This window comes from Actinomadura citrea, assembly GCF_013409045.1.
In the GTDB taxonomy this organism is placed as follows: Bacteria; Actinomycetota; Actinomycetes; order Streptosporangiales; family Streptosporangiaceae; genus Spirillospora; species Spirillospora citrea.
The window spans coordinates 3,284,854-3,306,216 of record NZ_JACCBT010000001.1 but is presented as its reverse complement, the minus strand read 5'-3'; the positions used below and the strand labels follow the sequence as shown (position 1 = coordinate 3,306,216).

15 protein-coding genes are annotated in these 21,363 nt (G+C 74.0%); 6 read left to right on the top strand and 9 right to left on the bottom strand.

Features of this window, described 5'->3' with window-relative positions; genetic code table 11:
- Nucleotides 1–4 precede the first annotated feature (4 nt).
- From BJ999_RS15545 to BJ999_RS15535, 3 genes are all read right to left on the bottom strand, one after another.
- Nucleotides 5–970, bottom strand: coding sequence for a CapA family protein (locus tag BJ999_RS15545; protein WP_179833965.1), 966 nt, complete (start codon nt 968–970; stop codon nt 5–7).
- 74 nt (nt 971–1,044) lie between these two features.
- Nucleotides 1,045–2,082 carry an SGNH/GDSL hydrolase family protein gene (locus tag BJ999_RS15540; protein WP_179833964.1) on the bottom strand — a complete coding sequence of 346 codons (1,038 nt, stop codon included), beginning with the start codon at nt 2,080–2,082 and terminating at the stop codon, nt 1,045–1,047.
- Nucleotides 2,083–2,166: 84 nt separating this feature from the next.
- On the bottom strand, nt 2,167–2,673 hold the full coding sequence (locus BJ999_RS15535) for a GNAT family N-acetyltransferase (RefSeq protein ID WP_179833963.1): 507 nt from the start codon (nt 2,671–2,673) through the stop codon (nt 2,167–2,169).
- Nucleotides 2,674–3,002: 329 nt separating this feature from the next.
- Between BJ999_RS15535 and BJ999_RS15530 the strand changes: the two genes are divergently transcribed.
- On the top strand, nt 3,003–3,587 hold the full coding sequence (locus tag BJ999_RS15530) for a hypothetical protein (RefSeq protein ID WP_229809924.1): 585 nt from the start codon (nt 3,003–3,005) through the stop codon (nt 3,585–3,587).
- Nucleotides 3,588–3,638: 51 nt separating this feature from the next.
- Nucleotides 3,639–4,475, top strand: coding sequence for a GNAT family N-acetyltransferase (locus tag BJ999_RS42045; protein WP_179833962.1), 837 nt, complete (start codon nt 3,639–3,641; stop codon nt 4,473–4,475).
- Nucleotides 4,476–4,601: 126 nt separating this feature from the next.
- Here the strand turns inward: BJ999_RS42045 and uvrB are convergent, their stop codons facing one another.
- Together uvrB and BJ999_RS15515 are read right to left on the bottom strand one after the other, a co-directional pair.
- A complete protein-coding gene (uvrB, locus tag BJ999_RS15520; protein WP_179833961.1) occupies nt 4,602–6,719 on the bottom strand; it encodes an excinuclease ABC subunit UvrB in 2,118 nt (705 codons plus the stop codon).
- Between the two features lie 93 nt (nt 6,720–6,812).
- A complete protein-coding gene (locus BJ999_RS15515) occupies nt 6,813–7,964 on the bottom strand; it encodes a sensor histidine kinase (protein ID WP_179833960.1) in 1,152 nt (383 codons plus the stop codon).
- Nucleotides 7,965–8,148: 184 nt separating this feature from the next.
- On the opposite strand from BJ999_RS15515, the gene BJ999_RS15510 reads away from it, so the two are divergent.
- The 3 genes from BJ999_RS15510 to BJ999_RS15500 are packed head-to-tail and all read left to right on the top strand — an operon-like array spanning nt 8,149 to nt 10,831.
- Complete coding sequence (locus tag BJ999_RS15510; RefSeq protein ID WP_179833959.1) at nt 8,149–9,162, top strand: hypothetical protein; 1,014 nt, start codon at nt 8,149–8,151, stop codon at nt 9,160–9,162.
- Between the two features lie 46 nt (nt 9,163–9,208).
- On the top strand, nt 9,209–9,916 hold the full coding sequence (locus tag BJ999_RS15505) for a hypothetical protein (protein ID WP_229809923.1): 708 nt from the start codon (nt 9,209–9,211) through the stop codon (nt 9,914–9,916).
- A gap of 30 nt (nt 9,917–9,946) precedes the next feature.
- Complete coding sequence (locus tag BJ999_RS15500) at nt 9,947–10,831, top strand: inositol monophosphatase family protein (RefSeq protein ID WP_179833958.1); 885 nt, start codon at nt 9,947–9,949, stop codon at nt 10,829–10,831.
- Between the two features lie 24 nt (nt 10,832–10,855).
- On the opposite strand, the gene BJ999_RS15495 is transcribed toward BJ999_RS15500, so the two are convergent.
- On the bottom strand, nt 10,856–12,082 hold the full coding sequence (locus BJ999_RS15495) for an ArsB/NhaD family transporter (RefSeq protein ID WP_229809922.1): 1,227 nt from the start codon (nt 12,080–12,082) through the stop codon (nt 10,856–10,858).
- A gap of 134 nt (nt 12,083–12,216) precedes the next feature.
- Between BJ999_RS15495 and BJ999_RS15490 the strand changes: the two genes are divergently transcribed.
- Nucleotides 12,217–18,066: a TIR domain-containing protein gene (locus BJ999_RS15490; RefSeq protein ID WP_179833956.1), complete on the top strand. Its 5,850-nt coding sequence runs from the start codon at nt 12,217–12,219 to the stop codon at nt 18,064–18,066.
- Here the strand turns inward: BJ999_RS15490 and coaE are convergent.
- The 3 genes from coaE to BJ999_RS15475 all read right to left on the bottom strand — a co-directional run bounded on the left by coaE (nt 18,063) and on the right by BJ999_RS15475 (nt 21,224).
- Nucleotides 18,063–18,662, bottom strand: a complete 600-nt coding sequence (coaE, locus tag BJ999_RS15485; RefSeq protein WP_179833955.1) for a dephospho-CoA kinase — start codon at nt 18,660–18,662, stop codon at nt 18,063–18,065. The two genes, BJ999_RS15490 and coaE, sit on opposite strands and share 4 nt — an antisense overlap.
- Before the next feature lie 10 nt (nt 18,663–18,672).
- Complete coding sequence (locus tag BJ999_RS15480; RefSeq protein ID WP_179833954.1) at nt 18,673–19,179, bottom strand: GNAT family N-acetyltransferase; 507 nt, start codon at nt 19,177–19,179, stop codon at nt 18,673–18,675.
- Nucleotides 19,180–19,271: 92 nt separating this feature from the next.
- Entirely contained in the window at nt 19,272–21,224 is a 1,953-nt protein-coding gene (locus BJ999_RS15475; protein WP_179833953.1) for an endonuclease/exonuclease/phosphatase family protein, read from the bottom strand.
- Between the last annotated feature and the right edge of the window lie 139 nt (nt 21,225–21,363).

The window sequence follows — 21,363 nt, the reverse complement described above, 5'->3', positions numbered from 1 at the left end:
GCCCCTACGGCCGTTCGATGACGAGCCGGTCGTCCCGGACGGTCACCGGCGTGCCGAAGGCGGCACAGGCCTTGGCGAAACGGTCGATGATCCAGGCGCGGTCGGCGCCCCCGGCCAGGCGGGTGCGGCAGAAGTCCAGCCGGATCGGCACCGCCTCGATCCGGGACGGCCCGGCGGCGTCCAGCGTCACCAGGAACAGCAGACCGAGGTCGTTGCGCAGCAGGGCGTCGACCGCGTAGTCGTCGATGAAGTCGCCCATGTCGAAGACCACCGGCCGCGCCACGGCGTGGAAGACGTGCGCGGAGCTCCCGGCGACGAGCGTCGCGCCGGCGTCCACCAGCCTCCCCGCCGCGCGCCGCACGTAGGGCAGCGGCGCCGGGATCATGTTCGGGCCCCAGTGCGGCATGACCAGGACGGCGTCGTGCCCGCCGCGGAGCCGCCGGACCTCCTCCAGCAGGAAGTCGGGGACGCCGTCCTCCAGGTCGGCATGGGCGACGCCCGGACGGCTCGTCCCCGCGGCGAAGTCGGCCGGATGGTCGGTGGCGCCGAGGACCGCGACCCGCACTCCCCCGGCCTCCAGGACGGCGGGCTCCCACGCCCGCCCAAGGTCCTCGCCGGCACCGACGGTCCGGACGCCCGCCCGCCGGAGGGCGTCCAGCGTGTCCGCCAGCGCGTCCGGTCCGTAGTCCAGGGCGTGGTTGTTGGCGAGCGTCACGCAGTCCACGCCGAGGTCGGCGAGGGTTTCGGCCGCGGCCGGCGGCGCACGGAAGTGGAAGGGCTTGCCGGGCGCGTCCCACCGCCGCCCGCGCTCCGACACGCAGCACTCCAGGTTCACCAGGGCGAGGTCGGCCTCGTGGAAGACCTCGCGCACCCCCTCGGAGAACAGGCCGTACGGGCCGGATGCGGCGATCTCCTCCGCCACGCCGCGTCCCAGCATCGTGTCTCCGGCGAGCGCGATCGTGATGGCCATCGCAGAACCCCTGGGACAGTCGTGCCCTGTTCGGGGACGGCTCTCACCGGTCACGGCGAGATCAGGTGGCACGGTCAGGAGAGCGCGCGGCCCGGACCCTTCTTGATCTGGTCGATGAAGAGCCGGGCGAGCGCCTGCTGCCCGGCGACCGTCGGGTGGTAGCTGCGCGGCTCCGCTTCGAGCGCCGCGAGGTTCAGCGTCAGGCCGTTCATGTAGGCGTCGCGGCTGCCCACCCCGTGACCGGCGAACGCGCTGTAGGCGTCCACGAACTCGACGCTGCCGTGCCGGTGCCCGGCCAGCTTGCGCGCGTCGGCCTCCAGCACCGACTGCCGGATCACCCCGCCCAGCTCGTAGGCCCGCGCGTTCAGCCAGCGCTGGTCCGGCACCGTGATGTTGTCCCCGTCCACACCGGTGACCTCGGAGAACGCCTTGGGGTAGGACATCACGATCACCCGCGCGTACGGCGCCCGCGCGGTGATCTTGGCCAGCAGGGCGGGCAGGCTCTGCCGGAGCTCGGCCATCCGCCGGGCGATCTCCTCGCCCTGCGCGGAGCAGCCCCGGCCCCACGGAAGCTTGACCACGCAGCCGGCGAGCACCCGCGAGAACCCGACGTCGTTGCCGCCGATGCTGATGGTGATCAGGCTCGTGTCCTGCCCGATGCGGCCGATCTGCGGGGGTTCGCCGCCCCGTCCGTCCAGCACGTCGTCGGTGGTCGCGCCGGAGCACGCCCAGAACGCGGTGCCCTTCGCGAAGCGGAACGCCTGCGAGACCTCGTGGTAGTACGCCTTGGACGTCCGATGGCACCGGTCGAGCGGGTTCTGGTCGCCCACGGTCGCCTCCGCCCCGACGCCCGCCGAGTACGAGTCGCCCAGCGCGACATAGGCGCCCCGCGTCGCCACCTCGACCGGGGCGATCGTCCGGGCGGCCGCGGCGACCGGGTCCGCGCGCCGCCCGGGATCCGGGGTGCGGCACCCGCTCCCGAACACCTCGCACCGCGCCGCCGGCATCGCCACCAGCGGGACGACCGCCAGGGCCAGCAGCAGCGCCAGGAGCGCGAGCGCGGCGCCCCGCTCGCCGAGACGGTCCCGTACCCATGCGACCGGGCTGATCATCGTTCTCCTTCGTGCACGCGCCGGACGTCCATGGGCCAGACGTCCGCCGAGCGCCCCGGGTTCCCGCCTTTACATTGTAGATCTTTAACGGGGGTGCCCGAGCGGCGCCCACATGACGAGGCGCGGCCCCAGTTCGTGCAGGCCGGCCTCGATCTCGGCGTCCCAGTAGGACCTGATCCCCGGCCCCCACCGCTCCGGCGGCAGATCCGCGAATCCGTGCCGCGCGTACCAGGGGCCGTTCCACGGGACGTCCCGGAACGTCAGGAGGCTGACGCCGGGCGATCCGGCCGCGGCGGCCCGCGCCTTGACCTCCTCCAGCAGCAGGACGCCGATCCCCCGCCCCGCCAGGTCGCCGCGCACCGAGATCTGCTCCAGGTGCGCGGCCCCGTCGACCTCCTCGACGGCGGCGAACCCGACCGGCGGATCACCGGCCACCACGATCTCGGCACCCTTGCCGATCATCTGCTCGACCACGGTCGGACCGGGCGGGAACACGATCCCGATCTCGCCGAACATCGCTTCGCCCGAGTTCTCGATCTCCGCCAGCCCCGGCAGGTCCTCGCCCCGCGCCGTCCGGACCTCATGCTCCATGCCGCGATCGTAGGCGCTCCCCCGCGGCTCCTTCCTCCCATTAACCGGCCCCCCTTCAGGCGTGGAAGCCCAGGTGCCGGTCCGTCGGCGGCTCGCCGTAGGAGTCGGCGGGCGGGCTCGCCCGAATCCCGCGCCGCCGCCACGCCGAGGACGGCGACGGCGGGCCTCCGGGCCGGTGATTCCGCCGCCGACCTGTGAGGCTGCCCTCTGCCGGCGGGATGACCGTTCCCTCCCGGAGGGGAGCCGGATCACGCGCGGGAGGGAGGTCCCCCGTCGGGCGCAGGCCCTTCACTGGCCGTGCAGGCAGCCGCACGATCGAAAGGGCGAGCATGATGAAGAACACCATGGCGGTGGTCCGCCGGATTCACGGGCGTACCGTCGAGGACGCCCCGCGGTGGGCGGTCGTCTCCGCCTACGCCGCGAGCCTGGTGGTCCTGCCGTCCTGCCTCTGGCGGATCGCGCTCGGCCTCGGCGCTCCGATCGGCCCGCTCCGGGGGGACCTGAGCGACGCGCGCGGCGACCTGCCCGCCTGGGTCCCGATGTGGGGGTACACGATCTTCCTCAGCGTCCTGAGCGAGGCACTGGCCTTCCTCGCCGTCGGCCTGGTGGCCCGGTGGGGCGAGGTGGTCCCGCGCTGGATCCCCGGCCTCGCCGGGCGCAGGGTGCCGGTCCCGGCCGCCGCCGTCCCGGCGGGCGCGGGCGCCGCCGTCCTCACCATCGGGACGATCACGAGCCTGCCCGGCTTCAACGAGTTCAACGAGCCGGACGGGACCGCGGTGGCGCTCGAAGGCTGGAGGCTCGCCCTCTTCGTCGTGTCCTACGGTCCCCTCGTCTTCTGGGGCCCGCTCCTGGCCACCGCGACCGTCGCCTACTGCCTCCGGCGGAAGGGACGCCCGTCCCTGGCCACGGCCTGAGCGCACCGTAAATGGGCTGCGTCCGGGAGGCGGCCGTGGGCATGCTGGGGCATGGCGTGGAAGCTGACCGACGATGTCCAGGAGTTCCTAGCGCGCGCGGAAGGCTTCCTGCGCGCCGATCCCGTCGCGAACACCGTGCCGCTCACCGTGACCAAGGCCATCCGAACGCAGGGCCCCGGCCTCTACCCGAAGGCGCTCTTCGGCTGGTGGACGGCGGGCGGCGGCGTCGCGGGCACCTGCGTGTGGACGGGGGCGTATCCGGTCATGCTCAGCGCGATGCCGGGGCCCGCGGCGCCTGGACTGGCCGGGGCGTTGGCCGAGCGCGAGGCAAGGGTCCCGGGTGTCAACGGAACGCCGGAGGTCGCCGAGGGCTTCGCGGAGGCGTGGACCGGCCGGACCGGGAGCCCGGCCCGCGTCGCGCGGCGCGAGCGGCTCCACCGTCTGGCGGGGCTCGACATGCCGGACCCGCCGCCGGACGGCGCCGCGCGGGTCGCGGACGCCGTGGACCGGGATCTGGTGCACGAGTGGTATGCGGCGTTCCGCCGGGACGCCGGCGGCCACGGTGACCCGAACCCGGCGGTGGTCGACGGCCGGCTCGCGGAGGGCGGCATCGTCCTGTGGGAGACGGGCGGCCGCCCGGTGGCCATGGCGGGACGGACGCCGGCGGTGGCGGGAACGGTGCGGGTGGCGCCCGTGTACACCCCGGCCGAGCACCGCCGCCGCGGCTACGGGGCCGCGGTGACCGCCGCCGTCACCCGCGCAGCCCAGCACGCCGGCGCCGAGGACGTCGTCCTGTTCACCGACCTCGCCAACCCGACCAGCAACGGCGTCTACCACCGCCTCGGCTACCGCCCCGTCGAAGACCGACTGGTCCTCGCCTTCACCTGACCCGCCGCACGTCCAGGAAGCGCGGCCGCACACGTGCACGCAGGCACCTCCGGTCTTCCACACCGCGCCGGCCGCACCGTGTCTGGGGGTCGTTCGGGAGAGAGCGTCGCCGCCTGGGGGGCGGGGTTACTTGACGCCGGCCTCCTTCATGTCGCGGAGTTCGCGCTTGAGTTCCTTGATCTCGTCGCGGAGGCGGGCGGCGAGTTCGAACTGCAGGTCGGTGGCGGCCTGGTGCATCTGGTCGGTCATCTGCTCGATGAGGCCCTCCAGCTCCTCGCGGGGGCGCTCGCCGACCAGGTCGGCGGCGTGCCGCCCGACCTCCCGGGTGCGGGAGGCGAGGCCGGGGACGGGCGCCTTGCCGCGGCTCTGCTGGCGGCCCCCGCCGCCGATCAGGGTCTCGGTGTCGGCGTCCTCGCGGGCGAGGGAGTCGAGGATGTCGGCGATGCGCTTGCGCAGCGCCCGCGGCTCGATGCCGCGCTCCTCGTTGTAGGCGCGCTGCTTGGCGCGGCGCCGGCTGGTCTCGTCGATCGCCCGCTCCATGGACGGGGTGACGGTGTCGGCGTACATGTGGACCTGGCCCGACACGTTGCGGGCCGCGCGGCCGATCGTCTGGATGAGGGACGTCTCGGAGCGCAGGAAGCCCTCCTTGTCGGCGTCCAGGATCGCCACGAGGGAGACCTCGGGCAGGTCGAGGCCCTCGCGGAGCAGGTTGATGCCGACGAGGACGTCGAAATCGCCGGCGCGCAGCTCGCGCAGCAGCTCGATGCGGCGCAGGGTGTCGACCTCGCTGTGCAGGTAGCGGACCTGGATGCCGAGTTCGAGGAGGTAGTCGGTGAGGTCCTCGGACATCTTCTTGGTGAGGGTGGTGACGAGGACGCGCTCGTCGCGCTCGGTGCGCTCGCGGATCTCGTGGATGAGGTCGTCGATCTGGCCCTTGGTCGGCTTGACGACGATCTCCGGGTCGATCAGGCCGGTGGGGCGGATGACCTGCTCGACGACGTCGCCCTTGACGCGGTTCATCTCGTAGGGGCCGGGCGTCGCCGACAGGTAGACGGTCTGGCCGATCCGTTCGAGGAACTCCTCCCACTTCAGCGGGCGGTTGTCCATGGCGGACGGCAGCCGGAACCCGTGCTCGACCAGCATCCGCTTGCGGGACGCGTCGCCCTCGTACATGGCGCCGATCTGCGGGACCGTCTGGTGGGACTCGTCGACGACGAGGAGGAAGTCCTCGGGGAAGTAGTCCAGGAGGGTGTTGGGGGCGGTGCCGGGGCCGCGGCCGTCGATGTGCCGGGAGTAGTTCTCGATGCCGGAGCAGGTGCCGACCTGCCGCATCATCTCGATGTCGTAGGTGGTGCGCATGCGCAGGCGCTGCGCCTCCAGCATCTTGCCCTGCCGGTCCATCACGGCGAGGGTCTCCTCCAGCTCGGCCTCGATCTGGCCGATGGCCCGCTCCATGCGCTCGGGGCCGGCGACGTAGTGGGAGGCGGGGAAGACGTACAGCTCCTCGTCCTCGGTGATCAGCTCGCCGGTGAGCGGGTGCAGGGTGGCGAGCTTCTCGATCTCGTCGCCGAACATCTCGATCCGGACGGCGAGCTCCTCGTACTGCGGGATGATCTCGACGGTGTCGCCGCGGACGCGGAAGGTGCCGCGGGTGAAGGCGAGGTCGTTGCGGGTGTACTGCATGCCGACGAGCTGCCGGAGCAGATCGTCGCGGTCGATCTCCTGGCCGACGTGCAGCCGGACCATCCGGTCGACGTACTCCTGCGGGGTGCCGAGGCCGTAGATGCAGGACACGGACGCGACGACGACGGTGTCGCGGCGGGTGAGCAGCGAGTTGGTCGCCGAGTGCCGCAGCCGGTCGACCTCGTCGTTGATCGAGGAGTCCTTCTCGATGTAGGTGTCGGTCTGCGGGATGTACGCCTCGGGCTGGTAGTAGTCGTAGTACGACACGAAGTACTCGACGGCGTTGTTCGGCAGCATCTCGCGCAGCTCGTTGGCGAACTGGGCGGCGAGGGTCTTGTTCGGCTGCATGACGAGGACGGGCCGCTGCAGCTTCTCCACCAGCCATGCGATCGTGGCGGTCTTGCCGGTGCCGGTCGCGCCGAGCAGCACGGCGTCCTTCTCGCCGGCCGAGACACGGGCGGCGAGCTCGGCGATCGCCTGCGGCTGGTCGCCCGACGGCGTCATCTCGGTGACGACCTCGAACGGCGCCACGCGGCGCCGCAGGTCCGTGACTGGGCGCATCGACACTCCCCTGGATCCGGCGTTCTCCCTGCTCCCCCAACTGTATGCAGGGGCTCCGACATTCCGCGGCCGTGCGGGCGGCTGGCCGGGGGCTCAGGAGGCGGGCAGCGGGAGCCGGGCCCGGACGGCGTAGCCCCCGCCCCGGGGGCCCGCGTCGAAGCTGCCGCCGAGGGCGGTGACGCGCTCGCGCAGCCCGACCAGGCCGTTCCCGCCGGAGGGCAGCCGGTGCTCGGGCGCGGCGGTGGGCGGTTCGTTGGCGATCTCCACTTCGACCGCCTCCGGGAGGAGGCCGAGCTCCACGCGGGTGTCGGCGGCGCCGGCGTGCTTGTGGACGTTGGTGAGGGCCTCCTGCACGAGCCGGTAGACCGTCCGGCCGACGGCGGCGGGCATGGGGCGCTCCTCGCCGCGGATCGTCAGGTCGACGCGCAGGCCCGCGGCACCGGACTGGCCGACCAGCTCGCGGAGGTGGGCCAGCGTCACCACCTGCTGCGGGAGGGCCTCCTCCCCCTGCCGGAGCACCCCGACGACATGGCGGAGCTCCTCCAGCGCCTGCCGCCCCATGTCGCCGATGACCGAGGCGGTCTCGGCGGCCCGCGCCGGGTCTCGGACGGCGATCGCCTTCAGCGCGCCGGCGTGGACGACCATCACGCTGACGCGGTTGGCGACGACGTCGTGCATCTCCCGCGCGATGCGGGTGCGTTCCTCCCCCCGCGCGCGCTCCGCGAGCAGATGCTGCTCGCGTTCGAGTCTCGCCGCGCGTTCCTGGAGCGAGGCCAGGAGCTGCTTGCGCGCGCCCATGTAGAGGCCCAGCAGGACGGGGACCCCGACGAACGCGATCCCGAAGATCGACTGCGCGAGGAAGGACTCCGTCGCCGCGGTCGGGGCCGGGAAGACCAGGCTGGCGACGTAGCCGGTGACCGCGATGATCACCACCGTGCGGCGGGACGCCGTGTAGGCGGCGAGCGAGTACAGGACGATGAGGGTGCTGAACGCTCCGGCGCCCGTGACGGTGCCGAACACCACCGCGAACACGGTCAGCCCCACCGGGTGGGAGCGCCGCACGATCAGGGCCAGGCCGAGCACGACGCTGCAGGCGGACACGACGGGGGGCGGCAGCCAGAACTTCTGGTCCGCGAACCACAGGAACACGCCGTCGCCCACCGCGAAGGACAGGGCGATCGCGATGTCGAAGGCACGGGAACGCCGGGTGGGCCATGCCCCCGACCACCATCCCCGTACTCGCATGGCGATGAGCCTATAGCGACCGGAAGGCCGCCTGTCGCACACGTGAGCGAACCCCCTACCTGCAGGGCTTTTCCCGCGAATGGGCGCTGTGGTTACGATGACCGCGCCGGTCGTGCCGTTCGAGGGGGACGACCCTCAGCGCCCCCGAGCGCCCCGGCGCCGACTAGGACGGGGAAACCGCACCATGGCCCGATTCGCCGACTGGTTCGGGAAGAACGCCGACGCTGTGATCGCGCTGATTCTGGCGATCGTCGTGGCGGTGCTCGGCCTCGGGGTGAACCTGCCGAACGAGACCGAAATCACCAACAGCGGGATCCTCGCGGTGATCGGCCTGCTGGCGACGTCGGTGCTGCGCGACCGCGGACGGCGCATCCCGGTCGAGGCCGAGGTCCGCGACACGCTGCGCGCCTCGTCGGCCACGCTCAGTGAACTCGACGCCAAGCTGACCCACATCGAGGAGTTCGAAGGCGTCCTGGCCGACACCAAGCGCGCGCTGGACGAGACCACGGTCGTGCGGGTGATCAGCGGGGCGCAGGTGGCGCAGGTCCTGGCGGAGGCCCGCCGCGACACCGACCGGTGGTTCTTCAAGGGCGGGACGGGCACCTACATCCGCGCGCGCACGCTGCCCGAGTGCGTGGCGGCCGCGCGCCGGGAGCGGCGGACGCTGCTGTTCCGCCTGGAGATCCTCGACCCCACGAACGTGGAGGTGTGCGAGGCGTACGCGCGTCACCGCCGCTCGGTGTCGGAGGGCCCGGACGCCACGGGCGAGCCCTGGACGCTGGATCGCACCCGCAAGGAGGCGTACGCCACGATCCTGGCGGCGTGCTGGCACAAGCAGCGGTTCGCGATGCTCGACATCGACATCGGCCTCGCGCAGACGATGACGACGCTGCGCTACGACCTCGCCTCCTCGCGTGTGGTGGTCACCCGCGACGACCCGCGCGGCGAGGCCCTGGTCGTCGACAGCGCCAAGTTCTACTACAGCTGGGTGAGCGCGGAGCTGCAGACCAGCCTCGACCAGGCGCGGCGGGTCCCGGTCGAGCAGGCCAGGCTGGCGCCCCTGGACGACGAGCCGACCGTGGAGGAAGCGCGCAAGCTCTTCGAGGTCATCGGAATCGACCTCGCGCAGGGCTGTACCGACCGCGATGTCATCGAGATCATACGAAAGGCCCTGCGGGCCAAGGACCCCTACGAGTGACCCGGACGTGACGGAGCGTGCGCGGGAGACGGGCCGGGGAGCGAAGGTGTCGGCGAACAGTGAGGCCGCCGGAGTGAGGTACGAGGAGATCCGCGAGGAGATCCACGCCGGTACCGCGGCGCGGACGCTGCCGGCGTGGGCGGGGCGGATCCTCGGCGGCGTCCTGGAGGACGCCGCGGCGGGCCGCCCCTCCGTTCCCGCGGTGCGGCACCCGCTGGGCTTCCTGTGCCTTCCCCTGGAGCGCAGCGGTGACCTCGGGGTGTGCCTGCACATCTGGACGCCGGAGGTGCGCCCGGCGCCGTCCACCACATCGCCGGTCCACTGCCACAGCTGGGAACTTCTCAGCTTCGTCCTGTACGGGACGGTCCGGAACGTGCGGATGGACGTCAGCGAGGCTTCCGGCACCGGGACGCAGCAGGTCTTCGAGGTCGTGAGCCAGGGCGACCTGGACGAGCTGAGGGCGACGGGGCGCGCCGTCCACTGCTCCCCCGCCGGGTCCAGCACGCACCGGACCGGGGAGTCGTACACCCTGCCCGCCGGTGTCTTCCACAGCACGCTGATCGAGGACGGCCGGGACGCCGCCACGGTCGCCCTGGGCCGGCAGACGCCGGGCGGGGGCGACCTGTCGCTCGGCCCTCTGGACGTCGCCAGCCACAAGGTGCGCCGCTCGCGTTCCGACCACGCCGACACTCTGCGGGCCCTGCGGCGCTCGGCCCGCAGGATCGCCGCCGCCCACTGCTCACCGCGCCGGTAGCCGGACGCCGGATCCCACTGGAGAGGCCCGATGAGACCCACCACCCCGTCAGCGGCCCTTCCGGTCGATCTTTCCGAGGCCCGCCGCGTGGCGGTGGAGGCGGCGGAGGCGGCGGGCGCGCTGCTCAGCGCCCGCGTGGACGGCCCCCTCGGGGTGCGGCCGAAGGGCGCGGGCGGGGACGTGGTGACGGAGCTGGACACCGCCGCCGAGGACCTGATCGTCGGGCGGCTGCGGGCCGCGTACCCGGGGCACCGGATCATCGCCGAGGAGTCCGGGATCCTCGACGGCGCGCCCGGCGAGGACATGGTCTGGCTCGTCGACCCGCTGGACGGCACCAACAACGTGGCGATCGGCATGCCGGTGTACGCGGTCGGGCTGGCGTTGTGCGCGCGCGCCGAGCCGGTCCTGGGCGTCGTGCACGACCCGGTGAGCGGCCGGACGTGGTCGGCGGTGCGCGGGCGGGGCGCCCTGGGCCCGGACGGGAGGCCCCTGACGCTGGCCGACCGTCCCCGGCCGGGACGGGAGAGGAACCCGCTCCTGGCCTGGACGCAGGGCCACCAGGTCGGTGCGGGCGATCCGGTGGCGTTCGCCATGCGCTCGGCCCTGGAGCTGCGGTGCGCGCGCATGCTGCAACTGTGGGCGCCGCTGGTGGCGTGGACGATGCTGGCGCGCGGCGACATCGACGGCATCGTCGGCTACCTGCCCGAGATCGTGGACCTGCCCGCCGGGATGCTGGTGGCCGCCGAGGCGGGCGCGCAGCTGCGCCGCCTGGACGGCGCCCCGTACGAGCTGGGCATCGACCGACCGCCGTCCGAGCTGGGCTTCGTCGCGGCGCGTCCCGAACTGCTCGACCGGCTCCTGGAGACCACGGCGAAGATCGATCCGAGGGACGGGTGCGCCCCCGTCGCCCGGTGAGCCCTTCCCCGGCGGGGAGGGGGCTCAGCCGGTCAGCAGGAGGGCCCCTACGGCGGCGGCCGAGCCCGTCACGGCCAGGACCGTCCCCGCCAGGACGAACGTGCGCATCGGCACGCGCACGTCCCAGCGCCGGCACCATTCGAACCACAGCAGCGTCGCCAGCGACCCCCAGGGCGTGATGACGGGCCCCACGTTCGTCCCGACGAGCAGGGAGAGCAACTGGTCCTTGTTCGAGGCGGGCACGGCCGATTCCCCGGCGACGTAGGCGGGGAGATTGTTGAGGACGTTCGACAGCCCCGCCCCCGAGAACGCGGCCCGCACCGCCCCGGCCGTACCACCGTCGTCGCCGATCAGGGCGCGCATGGCGTCGTCCAGCCCGAATCGTTCCAGAGTGGGGACGACGAGGAACAGCCCGGTGACGAACACCATGAGCTGCCAGGGGATGAGCGCGGGGCGCAGCAGCGTCCGGTCGCGCACGGCGAAGGCGACCACGGCCACGACGGCGGCGGCGGTCGCGGCGAGGCCCAGCTGGATCCCGGTGTGCACGCCCGCGAGGATCGCCCCGATGAACAGCAGGCAGGCGGCGCCCGTGGCGGAGAACAGCACCCGGTCCTTGACGGGCACCGGGGCGGGCGGGTCGTAGGTCTCCTCGCCGCGCATCCGACGCCGCCAGTAGAAGACCCACAGCAGCACCATGGTCACGGCCAGGACCGCCAGTTGCGGCGCCCACATGCGCGCAGCGAACGCGCGGGTCTCCAGCGCCACGCGGTCGGCGGCGAGCAGGTTGGTCAGGTTGGACACCGGCAGCAGCAGGCTCGCGGTGTTGGCCAGCCACACCGTCGTCATGGCCAGCGGGAGAGTCGCGATCCGCGCGCGCGCCGCCAGAGCCAGCATGACCGGAGTCAGCAGCACCGCGGTCGTGTCCAAGTTGAGGAAGACTGTGGTGAGCGACGCGAACGCCACGCACAGCAGGAACAGCGCGACGTAGTTGCCGCGGCCGGCCTTGGCCATCCGCTGCGCGATCGCGTCGAAGACCCCCGCCTCCTTGGTCAGCTCCGCCAGGACGATGACGCTGAACAGGAAGAGCAGCAGGGGTGCGATCCGCCCGACGCTGGAGCGGGCCGTGTCGGCGGGCAGCAGGCCGGTGGCGACGAACACCAGGCCGAGCACCAGAACGGCGATGCGGATCCAGTCGAGAACGCCCAAGGAGCCGGCGGCACGGCGCAGGGCCTCGGTCGGAGGGGGCGGCACGCGCGTCATGATTCCATAGGCGCCCCGCCGCGCTTCCACGGGCTGCGCCGCCATGCCGCCAGGGGCTGCGCCTCGTGCCGCCACAGGCGGCCGGGGCGCTGCGTTCGGGCCGTGCTCCGCGCGATACTGGCGCCATGACACCCCCCGGCCACCCCCAGGAGCGCCCGACCGACTTCTTCATCAGCTACTCGCCGGCCGACGAACGGTGGGCGTCCTGGATCGCCTGGCAACTGGAGGCCGCCGGGCACCGCACGATGATGCAGGCGTGGGACTTCGTGCCCGGGACCAACTTCATCGACTACATGGACCGGGGCCTGTCGGAGGCCAAGGTCGTGGTGGCGGTGCTGTCGCGCAACTACCTGCGCTCGCGGTACGGGCGGCTGGAGTGGATGGCGGCGCTGCGGGCCGACCCGGACGACCCGGCGCGCAAGCTGGTCACGGTCCGCATCGAGGACTGCCCGATCGACGGCCTGCTCTCCACGATCACCTACGTGGACCTGGTGGGGGTGGACGACCCGGACGAGGCGCGCCGGCTGCTGATGCGGCGCATCCAGGAGGCCCTCGCCGGCCACGCGCGTCCCCTCAGCGGCCCTGGCTTCCCCGGAGCGGGGCAGAACCGCCCCGGGCCGCTTCCCGGTGGCCGGGAACCGCTGATGGGCCGCCTGGAGGAGACTGACGGGCCCGAGGGAGGGGGTAGGCGGCCCGAACCGACGGGAGAGCGGCCCGCCCGGCGGGCGCCCGTCGCCGCGCCGGCGTTCCCGGCGGCGGACGCCGGGCAGGAGCCGCGCGAGCACCTGACCGTCCTGCACGTCTCCGGCCCCCGGTTCGGCCGGACGCTGGCCGAGCCCGGCGAGCCGACGACCGCCACCGAGCTGCAGGACCGGATCTGGAGCGATGTGACACGGCTGGCCGACTCCGGCGTGCCGCGGCCCGACCTGCTCGTCGTCACCGGCAACATCACCCACTCGGGCAGCCGCAAGGAGTTCGCCGAGGCGCTGTCGTTCCTGACGAGCCTGCGCGCGCTGCTGGGCCTGGAGGCGCAGCGCGTCGTGGTGGTGCCCGGCACCCACGACGTCACCCGCGCGGCCTGCCAGGCGTACTTCTCCAGCTGCGAGGCCGACGACATCGAGCCCCAGCCGCCGTACTGGCCGAAATGGCGCCACTACGCGGGCCTGTTCAAGGAGTTCTACCAGGGCATCGACGCGCTCATCTTCGACAGCGCCCAGCCGTGGACGCTGTTCCCCGTCCCCGACCTGAAGATCGTGGTGGCCGGGCTCAACTCGACGCTGCCGCAGACCCACCGCGAGGAGGACCGCCACGGGCGCGTCGGCCAGGCGCAGGCCGCATGGTTCAACCAGCGGCTGCGGCACTTCGAGGACGAGGGCTGGCTGCGCCTCGGCGCGATCGAGCACACGCCCATCGCGGGCGAGCCCGGCGCGCTGCGCGACCCCGAGACGGTGGAGACGCTGCTCGCCGCCCACGTCAACCTGTTCTTCCAGGGGACGGAGTCGGAGTACGGCGCCGTCCCGCTGCTGGCGGGCGACGTCCCGTCCGTCCCGGCGCTCGGCCCCGGCCGGCACCAGCTCGTCGTCGTGCGCGGGGACGGGCTGGAGCGCTGGATCCCCGAGGACGCCGCGAGGCGCGGCCCGGAACGCCTCGAACGGTCCTGGACCGCCGTGGGCGGAACGTTCCCACCTCCGCTCGCGCAGACCCCTCCGGCCCCTCCCGCCCCGGAACTCGGCCCCGGCGGCGACGGCACCGCCGACCCCGTCCCCGATCCCACGGGACGCCTGCTCGACCGCCTGACGGAGGCGTGCGAGACGCGGTTCGAGCGCGCCACCATCCGGCGCGTCGTCCCGCCCGCGCGCGAGGACGGCCGCTCCGACCCGCCGCACCTGCTGCTCACCCACCTGGAGGACGGCTTCGTCCGCCAGTACCGCATCGGCGCCCACGTGGGGCGGGTGACCGAGGCGGACGTGGACGCGTTCGTCCGGCACGTGCACGCCGACGGCACCGACCACGGCTCGGAACTGGTGTACCTGGGGCCGGCCCCGGCGCGGTCCGTGCGCGACGACGCGCTGCGCCGCGGCATCCGGGTGCGCAGCCTCACCGAGTTCCAGGGGCTCGTCGACCTGTCGGAGTACGTGGCGGCCCAGTCGGGGCGGCTGTCCGCCGGCGGGGTCTACCCGCCGTCCCTGTACGTCCCGCAGCGCTACCGGGAGCTCGACCGGTTCCTCCCCGACGGCGAGCGCCGGTCGGGCGCGGACGTCCACGACGACGTGGTCGGCGAGATGCTGCGGCTGCTGGCCGCCGACCACGGGCGGTTCCTGCTGCTGCTCGGCGACTTCGGCCGCGGCAAGACCTTCGCCCTGCGGGAGCTGGCGCGCCGCATCCCGGAGGAGCTGCCGCACGTCGTCCCGATCCTCATCGAGCTGCGGGCGCTCGACAAGGCGCACTCGGTGGACGGCCTGGTCGCCGCGCACCTGGCCAATCACGGTGAGGAGCTCATCGACCTCAAGGCGTTCCACTACATGCTCCGCCAGGGCCGCATCGTCCTGCTCTTCGACGGGTTCGACGAGCTGGTGACGCGCATGACCTACGACCGGGCCGCCGACCACCTCGACACCCTGCTCCAGGCCGCCCAGGACAAGGCGAAGATCGTGGTGGCGAGCCGGACGCAGCACTTCAAGTCGCAGGCGCAGGTGCTGACCGCCCTCGGCGAGAAGGTCGGCGTGCTGCCGCACCGCCGCGTCCTCGCCCTGGAGGAGTTCACGCCCCCGCAGGTCCGCTCGTACCTGGTGAACCGGTACGGCGACGAGGGCGCGGCCGAGGACCGGTTGAGCCTGCTGGCGGGGATCGAGGAGCTGCTGGCGCTGACGTCCAACCCGCGGATGCTGTCGTTCATCGCCGACCTCTCCGAGGAGCGGCTGCGCGCGGTCGCGCAGGCGCGCCGCGCCGTCAGCCCCGCCGACCTCTACCAGGAGATCCTGTCGTCCTGGCTCGCGTACGAGGCCGAGCGGGTCGGCGGCGCGGGCGGCCCGTCCGGCCTGGAGGCCGACGACATGTGGCAGGCCGTGGGCACGCTCGCGCTGCGGCTGTGGGAGGGCAACGAGCAGTTCCTGCGGCTCGCCGAGCTGGCCGACGTCGCCGACGCCCTCACCGGGCTCGCCGGTGGGCGGATGTCGCCGCACCAGGTGACCCACGCCGTCGGCGCCGGGAGCCTGCTCGTGCGCACGCCCGAGGGGCTGTTCGGCTTCATCCACACGTCCGTCATGGAGTGGCTCGTCGCCCGGCACATCGCGGACGAGTTCGCCAAGGGCGAGGCACCGGCCGCCCTCGGCCGCCGTGCCCTGACCCAGCTCGCCGTCGACTTCCTCTGCGACCTCGCCGACACGCGCGCCTGCCAGGAGTGGACGGCCCGGGTGCTCGCCGACCCCGAGGCCGACGACATCGCCCGCGCCAACGCGATCCGCATCACGACGCGGCTGCGCACCCCCGCGCACACCGACCTGCGCGGCGCCCGCCTGCAGGGCGAGGACCTGTCCTACCGCGACCTCCAGGAGGTCGACCTCACCGGCGCCGACCTCAGCGACGCGCAGCTCGTGGGCGCGAACCTCTCCCGCGCCGTCCTGCGGGACGCCTCGCTCGCCGGGGCGCGCCTGGACGAGGCCACCCTGACCGGCGCCGACCTGCGCGGCGCCGACCTGTCCCGGGCCCGTCTGGCCCGCGCCGACCTGCGCGACGTCGCCGTGGAGGGCAGCCGCTGGACCCGCGCCGCCCTCGTGGACGCCGTGCTCCCGGGCCGCGTCGCGGCCGCCCCCGAACTGCGCGAGGCGGCCATCGCGCCGGGCCGCCCCATCGACATCCAGGTCGCGCCGGCCGCGGTGGGCGTCCCCTACGGCTTCCACTTCCAGACCAGCCGCCTCCCCCAGCCGCTCGCCTACAGCCCCGGGGGCTCCGTCCTGGCCGTCGGCAGCGAGGACGGCGGCGTCCTCATCTGCGACGCCGTCACGGGCACGCCGCTGCGCAGCCTCCAGGGCCACACCGACCGCGCCTACGCGGTCGCCTTCGACGGCGCCGGAAGCCTACTGGCGAGCGGGTCCGCCGACGGTTCCGTCCGGCTGTGGGACCTCGCCACCGGCCACACCACGCACACCTTCGCCGTCCACCCCGCCGGCGTGTGGCCCCTGGTGGTCGGGGGACGCTCCCCCGCGGGCAACGACCTCGTCGCCGCGGGCGCCGCCGACGGCACCGTCCGCGTGTGGGACACCCTGTCCGGCCTGCTCCTGCACGAGCTGCCCGGGCACACCGCCCCCGTCTACACCGCCGTGTTCGACCCCGCCGGGTCGCTCATGGTCACCGGCGACGCGGGCGGCACCCTGCGCGTCTGGGACCTCGCCACCGGCGCGCTGCGCCGCGAGCTGGCCGGCCACCACGGCGCGGTGTTCCGCGCCGTGTTCCACCCGGACGGCTCCCTGCTCGCCGCCGGGGACGAGGCGGGCGTCGTCCGGCTCTGGGACATCCGCACCGGCGAGATCCGCCAGGAGCTCCTCGGCCACACCGGCCGCGTCTACGCCATCGCGTTCCACCCGGACGGGGACCTCCTCGTCACCGGCGACACCGACGGGACCGTCCGCATCTGGGAGGAGGGCCGGCAGCGCAGCGTCCTCACCGGCCACGGCGGCGGCATCTACCAGGCCACCTTCAGCCCGGACGGCGGACGGCTCGCCACCGCCGACAGCGCCGGGTCCGTCCGCCTGTGGGACCCGCGCACCGGCCGTCAGCGCCTCGAACTGGCCGGGCACCGCGGCGCCGTGTGGCCGTTCGCGTTCCGCCCGGACGGCGCCCAGCTCGCCACCAGCAGCAACGACGGCACGGCCCGGATGTGGGACGCCGAGACCGGGCAGTGCCGCGTCGTGCTGCGCGGCCACGGCCGCCGCGTCACCGGCGTGGCGTTCAGCCCCGACGGCGGCATGCTGGCCGCCAGCGGCAACGACGGCCTCGTCCGGCTCTGGGACCCGCGCTCCGGCCGGATGATCCGCGAGCTGCGCGGCGTCGCCGACAACCTCACCTCCGCCGCGTTCAACACCCGCGACTCCCAGCTCGCCACCGCCACCAACGACGGCGGCGTCCACCTGTGGCAGGCCGGGACGGGCACGTTCGAACGCGAACTGAACGTCGAGACCGACCACGTCTGGGCGCAGGCGTTCGCGCCGTCCGGGGACGTCCTCGCCACCGCCAACGACGACGACTCCGTCCGGCTCTGGTACTGGACGACCGGCCGCGAGACCGTCAACCTGGCCGACCACCGCGGCCGCGTCCGCTCCATCGACTTCCAGCCCGGCGGCGCCCTGGTCGCGACCGGCTGCGACGACGGCGTCGTCCGGCTCTGGAGCCCCCGCACGGGCGAACTCGCCGCCGCGCTGCGCGGACACGGCGACCGCGTGTACCAGGTGTCGTTCTCACCGTCCGGGGAGACGCTCGCCAGCGCCAGCAACGACGGGACCGTCCGCCTCTGGGACCCGTCCACGGGCGATCTCCTGCACACCCTCACCGAGCACACCGGGCGCCTGTGGACCACCGCGTTCCACCCGTCCGGGGCGATGCTCGCCAGCGCGGGCGACGACATGGTCGTGCGCCTCTGGAACCCGTCCAACGGGCGGCTGCTGCACGCCCTCACCGGCCACACCCGCCGCGTCTGGTCCGCCGCGTTCAGCCCGGACGGCTCCCTGCTCGCCACCGCGGGCGACGACGGCGCCATCATCCTGTGGGACGTCACCGACCGCGCCGCCCCCGCGCGCCGCGCCACCCTCCTCGGCCTGGCCGAGGGCTGGGCCGCCCTGGCCCCTGACGGCCGCTACAAGTGGGAGGGCGACGCCACCGCCGAGTTCTGGTACGCCGTGGGCATGTGCCGCTTCGAACCGGGCGAGCTCGACGCCTACCTCCCCGAGGTCCACCGGCTCCCCCTCGACGCCCCGTTCTAGGACGCGGTGCGGCGGGTCAGGAAGTCCCAGAGGGCGTCGACCTGGGCTTTCAGGTCGGCGAGGGTGCCGGAGTTGTCGATGACGCGGGTGGCGACGGCGCGGCGGTCGGCGCGGGACGCCTGGTTGGCCATGCGGGCGCGGGCGTCCTCCTCGGTCATGCCGCGGCGGGCGACCAGGCGGTCCAGCTGCGTCTCCTCGGGGGCGTCCACGACGACGACCTCGTCGTACATGCCGGCCAGGCCGTTCTCCGCCAGGAGGGGGACGTCGTAGACGACGACCGCGTCCGCGGGGGCGGCGTCCATCAGCTCCTGCATCCGCTCCCCCACCAGCGGGTGGACGATCGCGTTCAGGGCGGCGAGCCGGTCGGGGTCGGCGAACACGATGCGGCCGACCTTCTCCCGGTCGAGGGCACCGGACGGCAACAGGACGTCCTCGCCGAACTCCGCCACCACGGCGGCGAGGCCCGGGGTGCCCGGCTCGACCACCTCGCGGGCGATCCCGTCGGCGTCGATGACGACCGCGCCGTGCTCGCGCAGCCGCTTCGCCACCTCGCTCTTGCCCGAACCGATCCCGCCGGTGAGTCCCACTTTCAGCACGGGACACACCCTAGCGGCGCGGCGGCTGGGCGGTTCCCGCGGGGACGAGGGTCTTGCGCATGTGCACGAGGGTGAGGTGCGCGGCGACGCGCTCCCGGTGCGTCTCGGAGTAGCCGAGCCCCCGGTACAGGCGCAGGTTCGCCTCGCTCAGGTGGCCGGTGAACAGCACGCACGCGTCGGCGCGCCCGGCGATCTCGCCCTCCAGCTCCGTCAGCAGGCGCCGCCCGATGCCGCGGCGCTGCAGGTCGGGGACGACGACGAGCCGCCCGACCAGGCACGTGCGGTCGCTGAACTGGGCCCGCACGGCGCCGACGAGGCGGCCGCCCATGACCGCCTTCAGCGCCACGGCGTCGCCCGCCAGCACCTTGCGCAGCTGCTCGGCCGACTCCACCAGCGGGGGGATGAACGGGTCGCCGTACAGCTGCGCCTCCGAGACGTAGGCGGCCCGCTGGACGGTCATCATCTCCCCCGCGTCCCCGGGGGCCGCCCGCTCGATCGCGACCGTCTCGGCGCTCATGGGCGGTCTCCTCGCGGGGGGCCGGCCCCCCGCACCCCCCGGCTCGCTTCGCTCATCTCATGACCCTAGCGGCGGGCGCCGCCGGCGTCCGCTCACCGCCCGATCCGGACGGTCACCGCGACGGGGTAGTGGTCGGAGGCGTCGGACTCGGGCACGTCGTAGTCGGTGACGAGGACCCCGTCCGATCCGAAGACCCAGTCGGTGCTGGTGCCGTCGGACCTGGTCGGGTACTGCTCGCCGCCGATCGCGGTGTTGCGCAGGTCGGTGCCGTCGGTCATCGCGATCAGCTCCGGGCTGCCCGGACCCGCGTTGAAGTCGCCGCCGATGATCGTGCGGGGCGCGCCGCCCCAGGCCCGCAGCAGCGCCGCGATCTCCCGGGCCCGCTCGCCGCCCCGGTCGCCGCCGCCCTCCAGGTGCGTCGACCACACGTCCATCGTGGTCTGGCCGACGGCGAGCCGCGCCCACACGTAGCCGCGGATCTGCGACCAGTCGCCCTTCGGCATCCGGCCCGTCCCGGAGCTGCGCACCGGCAGCGACGTCAGGATCGCGTTGCCGAACTGGCCGTCGGCGGCCGGGCCCCAGATCAGCTTCATGCCGAGGCGCCGCGACAGCCACACGGCGACGTCGGTGGTGCCGGACAGCAGCGACCCGCGCCCGGCCTCCTGCAGCAGGACGACCTGCGCGCGCTGCCCTTCGATGACGCGGGCGACGCCCTCGGGGTCGAGGCGCCCGGACTGGTTGACCGCGTCGTGGATGTTGTAGCTGAGCACCCGCACCTGGCCCCCGGCGGGCGCGGCCGGGGCCTCGCCGTCCGGCGCGGCCACGGTGAACACGAGGGTGCCGCCCAGCAGCACCAGCGCGGCGGCGCCCGCGGTGAGGGCCCGCAGCGGGACGCGCGCGGGCAGCGGGCCGCCGCGCGCCGCGGCGATCGCCGCGAGCGCGCCGAGCAGGATGCCGGCGAGCCCGGGCAGCAGGTTGTTGGGGACCGGCAGCGGCGAGACGGCGCTGACCTGGTACGGGATGAGGATCGCGGCGACGAGCAGGCCGCCGAGCGCGGCGCCGGCGTCCACCCGCCAGACGGGCCCGCCGGTCCCGGCCCGGCGCAGCGGCGCGCGGCACGCCACCGCCAGCAGCCACGCCGACAGCACCTGCCCGACGATCACGACGGGGACGACCTCGATGCCGGAGAGCGCGTACGTCCCGGCGACGGCGCCCGCGCCGACGCCGAGGAGCGTCCCGCCGAGCACGCACACGCCGCCCGGCACGGCCCGCACGGCGAGGCCGGAGGCGAGGAACGCCAGCGCGAGGCCCTGCCCGATGACGATCGCGACGTGCGCGCCGGTCAGCGACTGCCAACCCGACGAGGCGACGAACGCGGGGCTGGCGAGGACGAGGATCTGCAGAGCGAGGAACGGCCCGAACGCCGCGGCGCCGAGCGCGTCCCGCCAGGACACGCCTGGCGCGGAGACGGGGCCGGACGCCAGCTCGCGGTAGAGCGCGGCGGCGCCGACGCCGACGAACGCCAGGCAGGCCAGCCAGGGGCCGAAGCCGTCGCGCCACACCGGGTCCCAGGTGGCGAAGCACATCCGCACGGCGCCGTCGATGGACAGGCCCGCGACGGTGGCGGTGGCGAACCCGACCCCCGACAGGCCGCGGGCGCCCTCGTACAGCGCCGCGACGGCGATCATGCCGATGGCGGTGCCGGCGAACGCGAGCCAGGTGCGCGGGTCGAGCGCCTGCGCGAGGAGCCGGACGGCGAAAAGCCCGCCGACACCGGCGAGCAGCAGCCCGCGCGGGCCGGCGAAGCGCCGGATCAGGGGGGCGGCGAACCCTGCGAGGTAGACCACGAGCACCGCGCCTGCGGCGGACGCGGTCCCGGCCTCGTCGGCGAAGTGGTCGAGCTGCGGCAGCGAGAACCGCAGCGTCTGCGCGAGCACCGCGACGGTGACGGCGATCAGCGCGAGTCTGGCGGGGCCCTGCGGGACGATCGGGGGGCCGGCCGCGGCCGGGCCGCCGGTCCTGGTGCCTACGTCTGTGCTGGCCAATTGAACGACTGCTCCCGGGGGACGAGCGGACCTTCGGGACGTGCGGATGCTGCGGAGCGCCGCGGACCGGCGCGTGCCTTCACGGTCATGGTGGCGCAACCGCAGCACGGCCGGAGGCCGATCTCGAAAGATCGTTCTC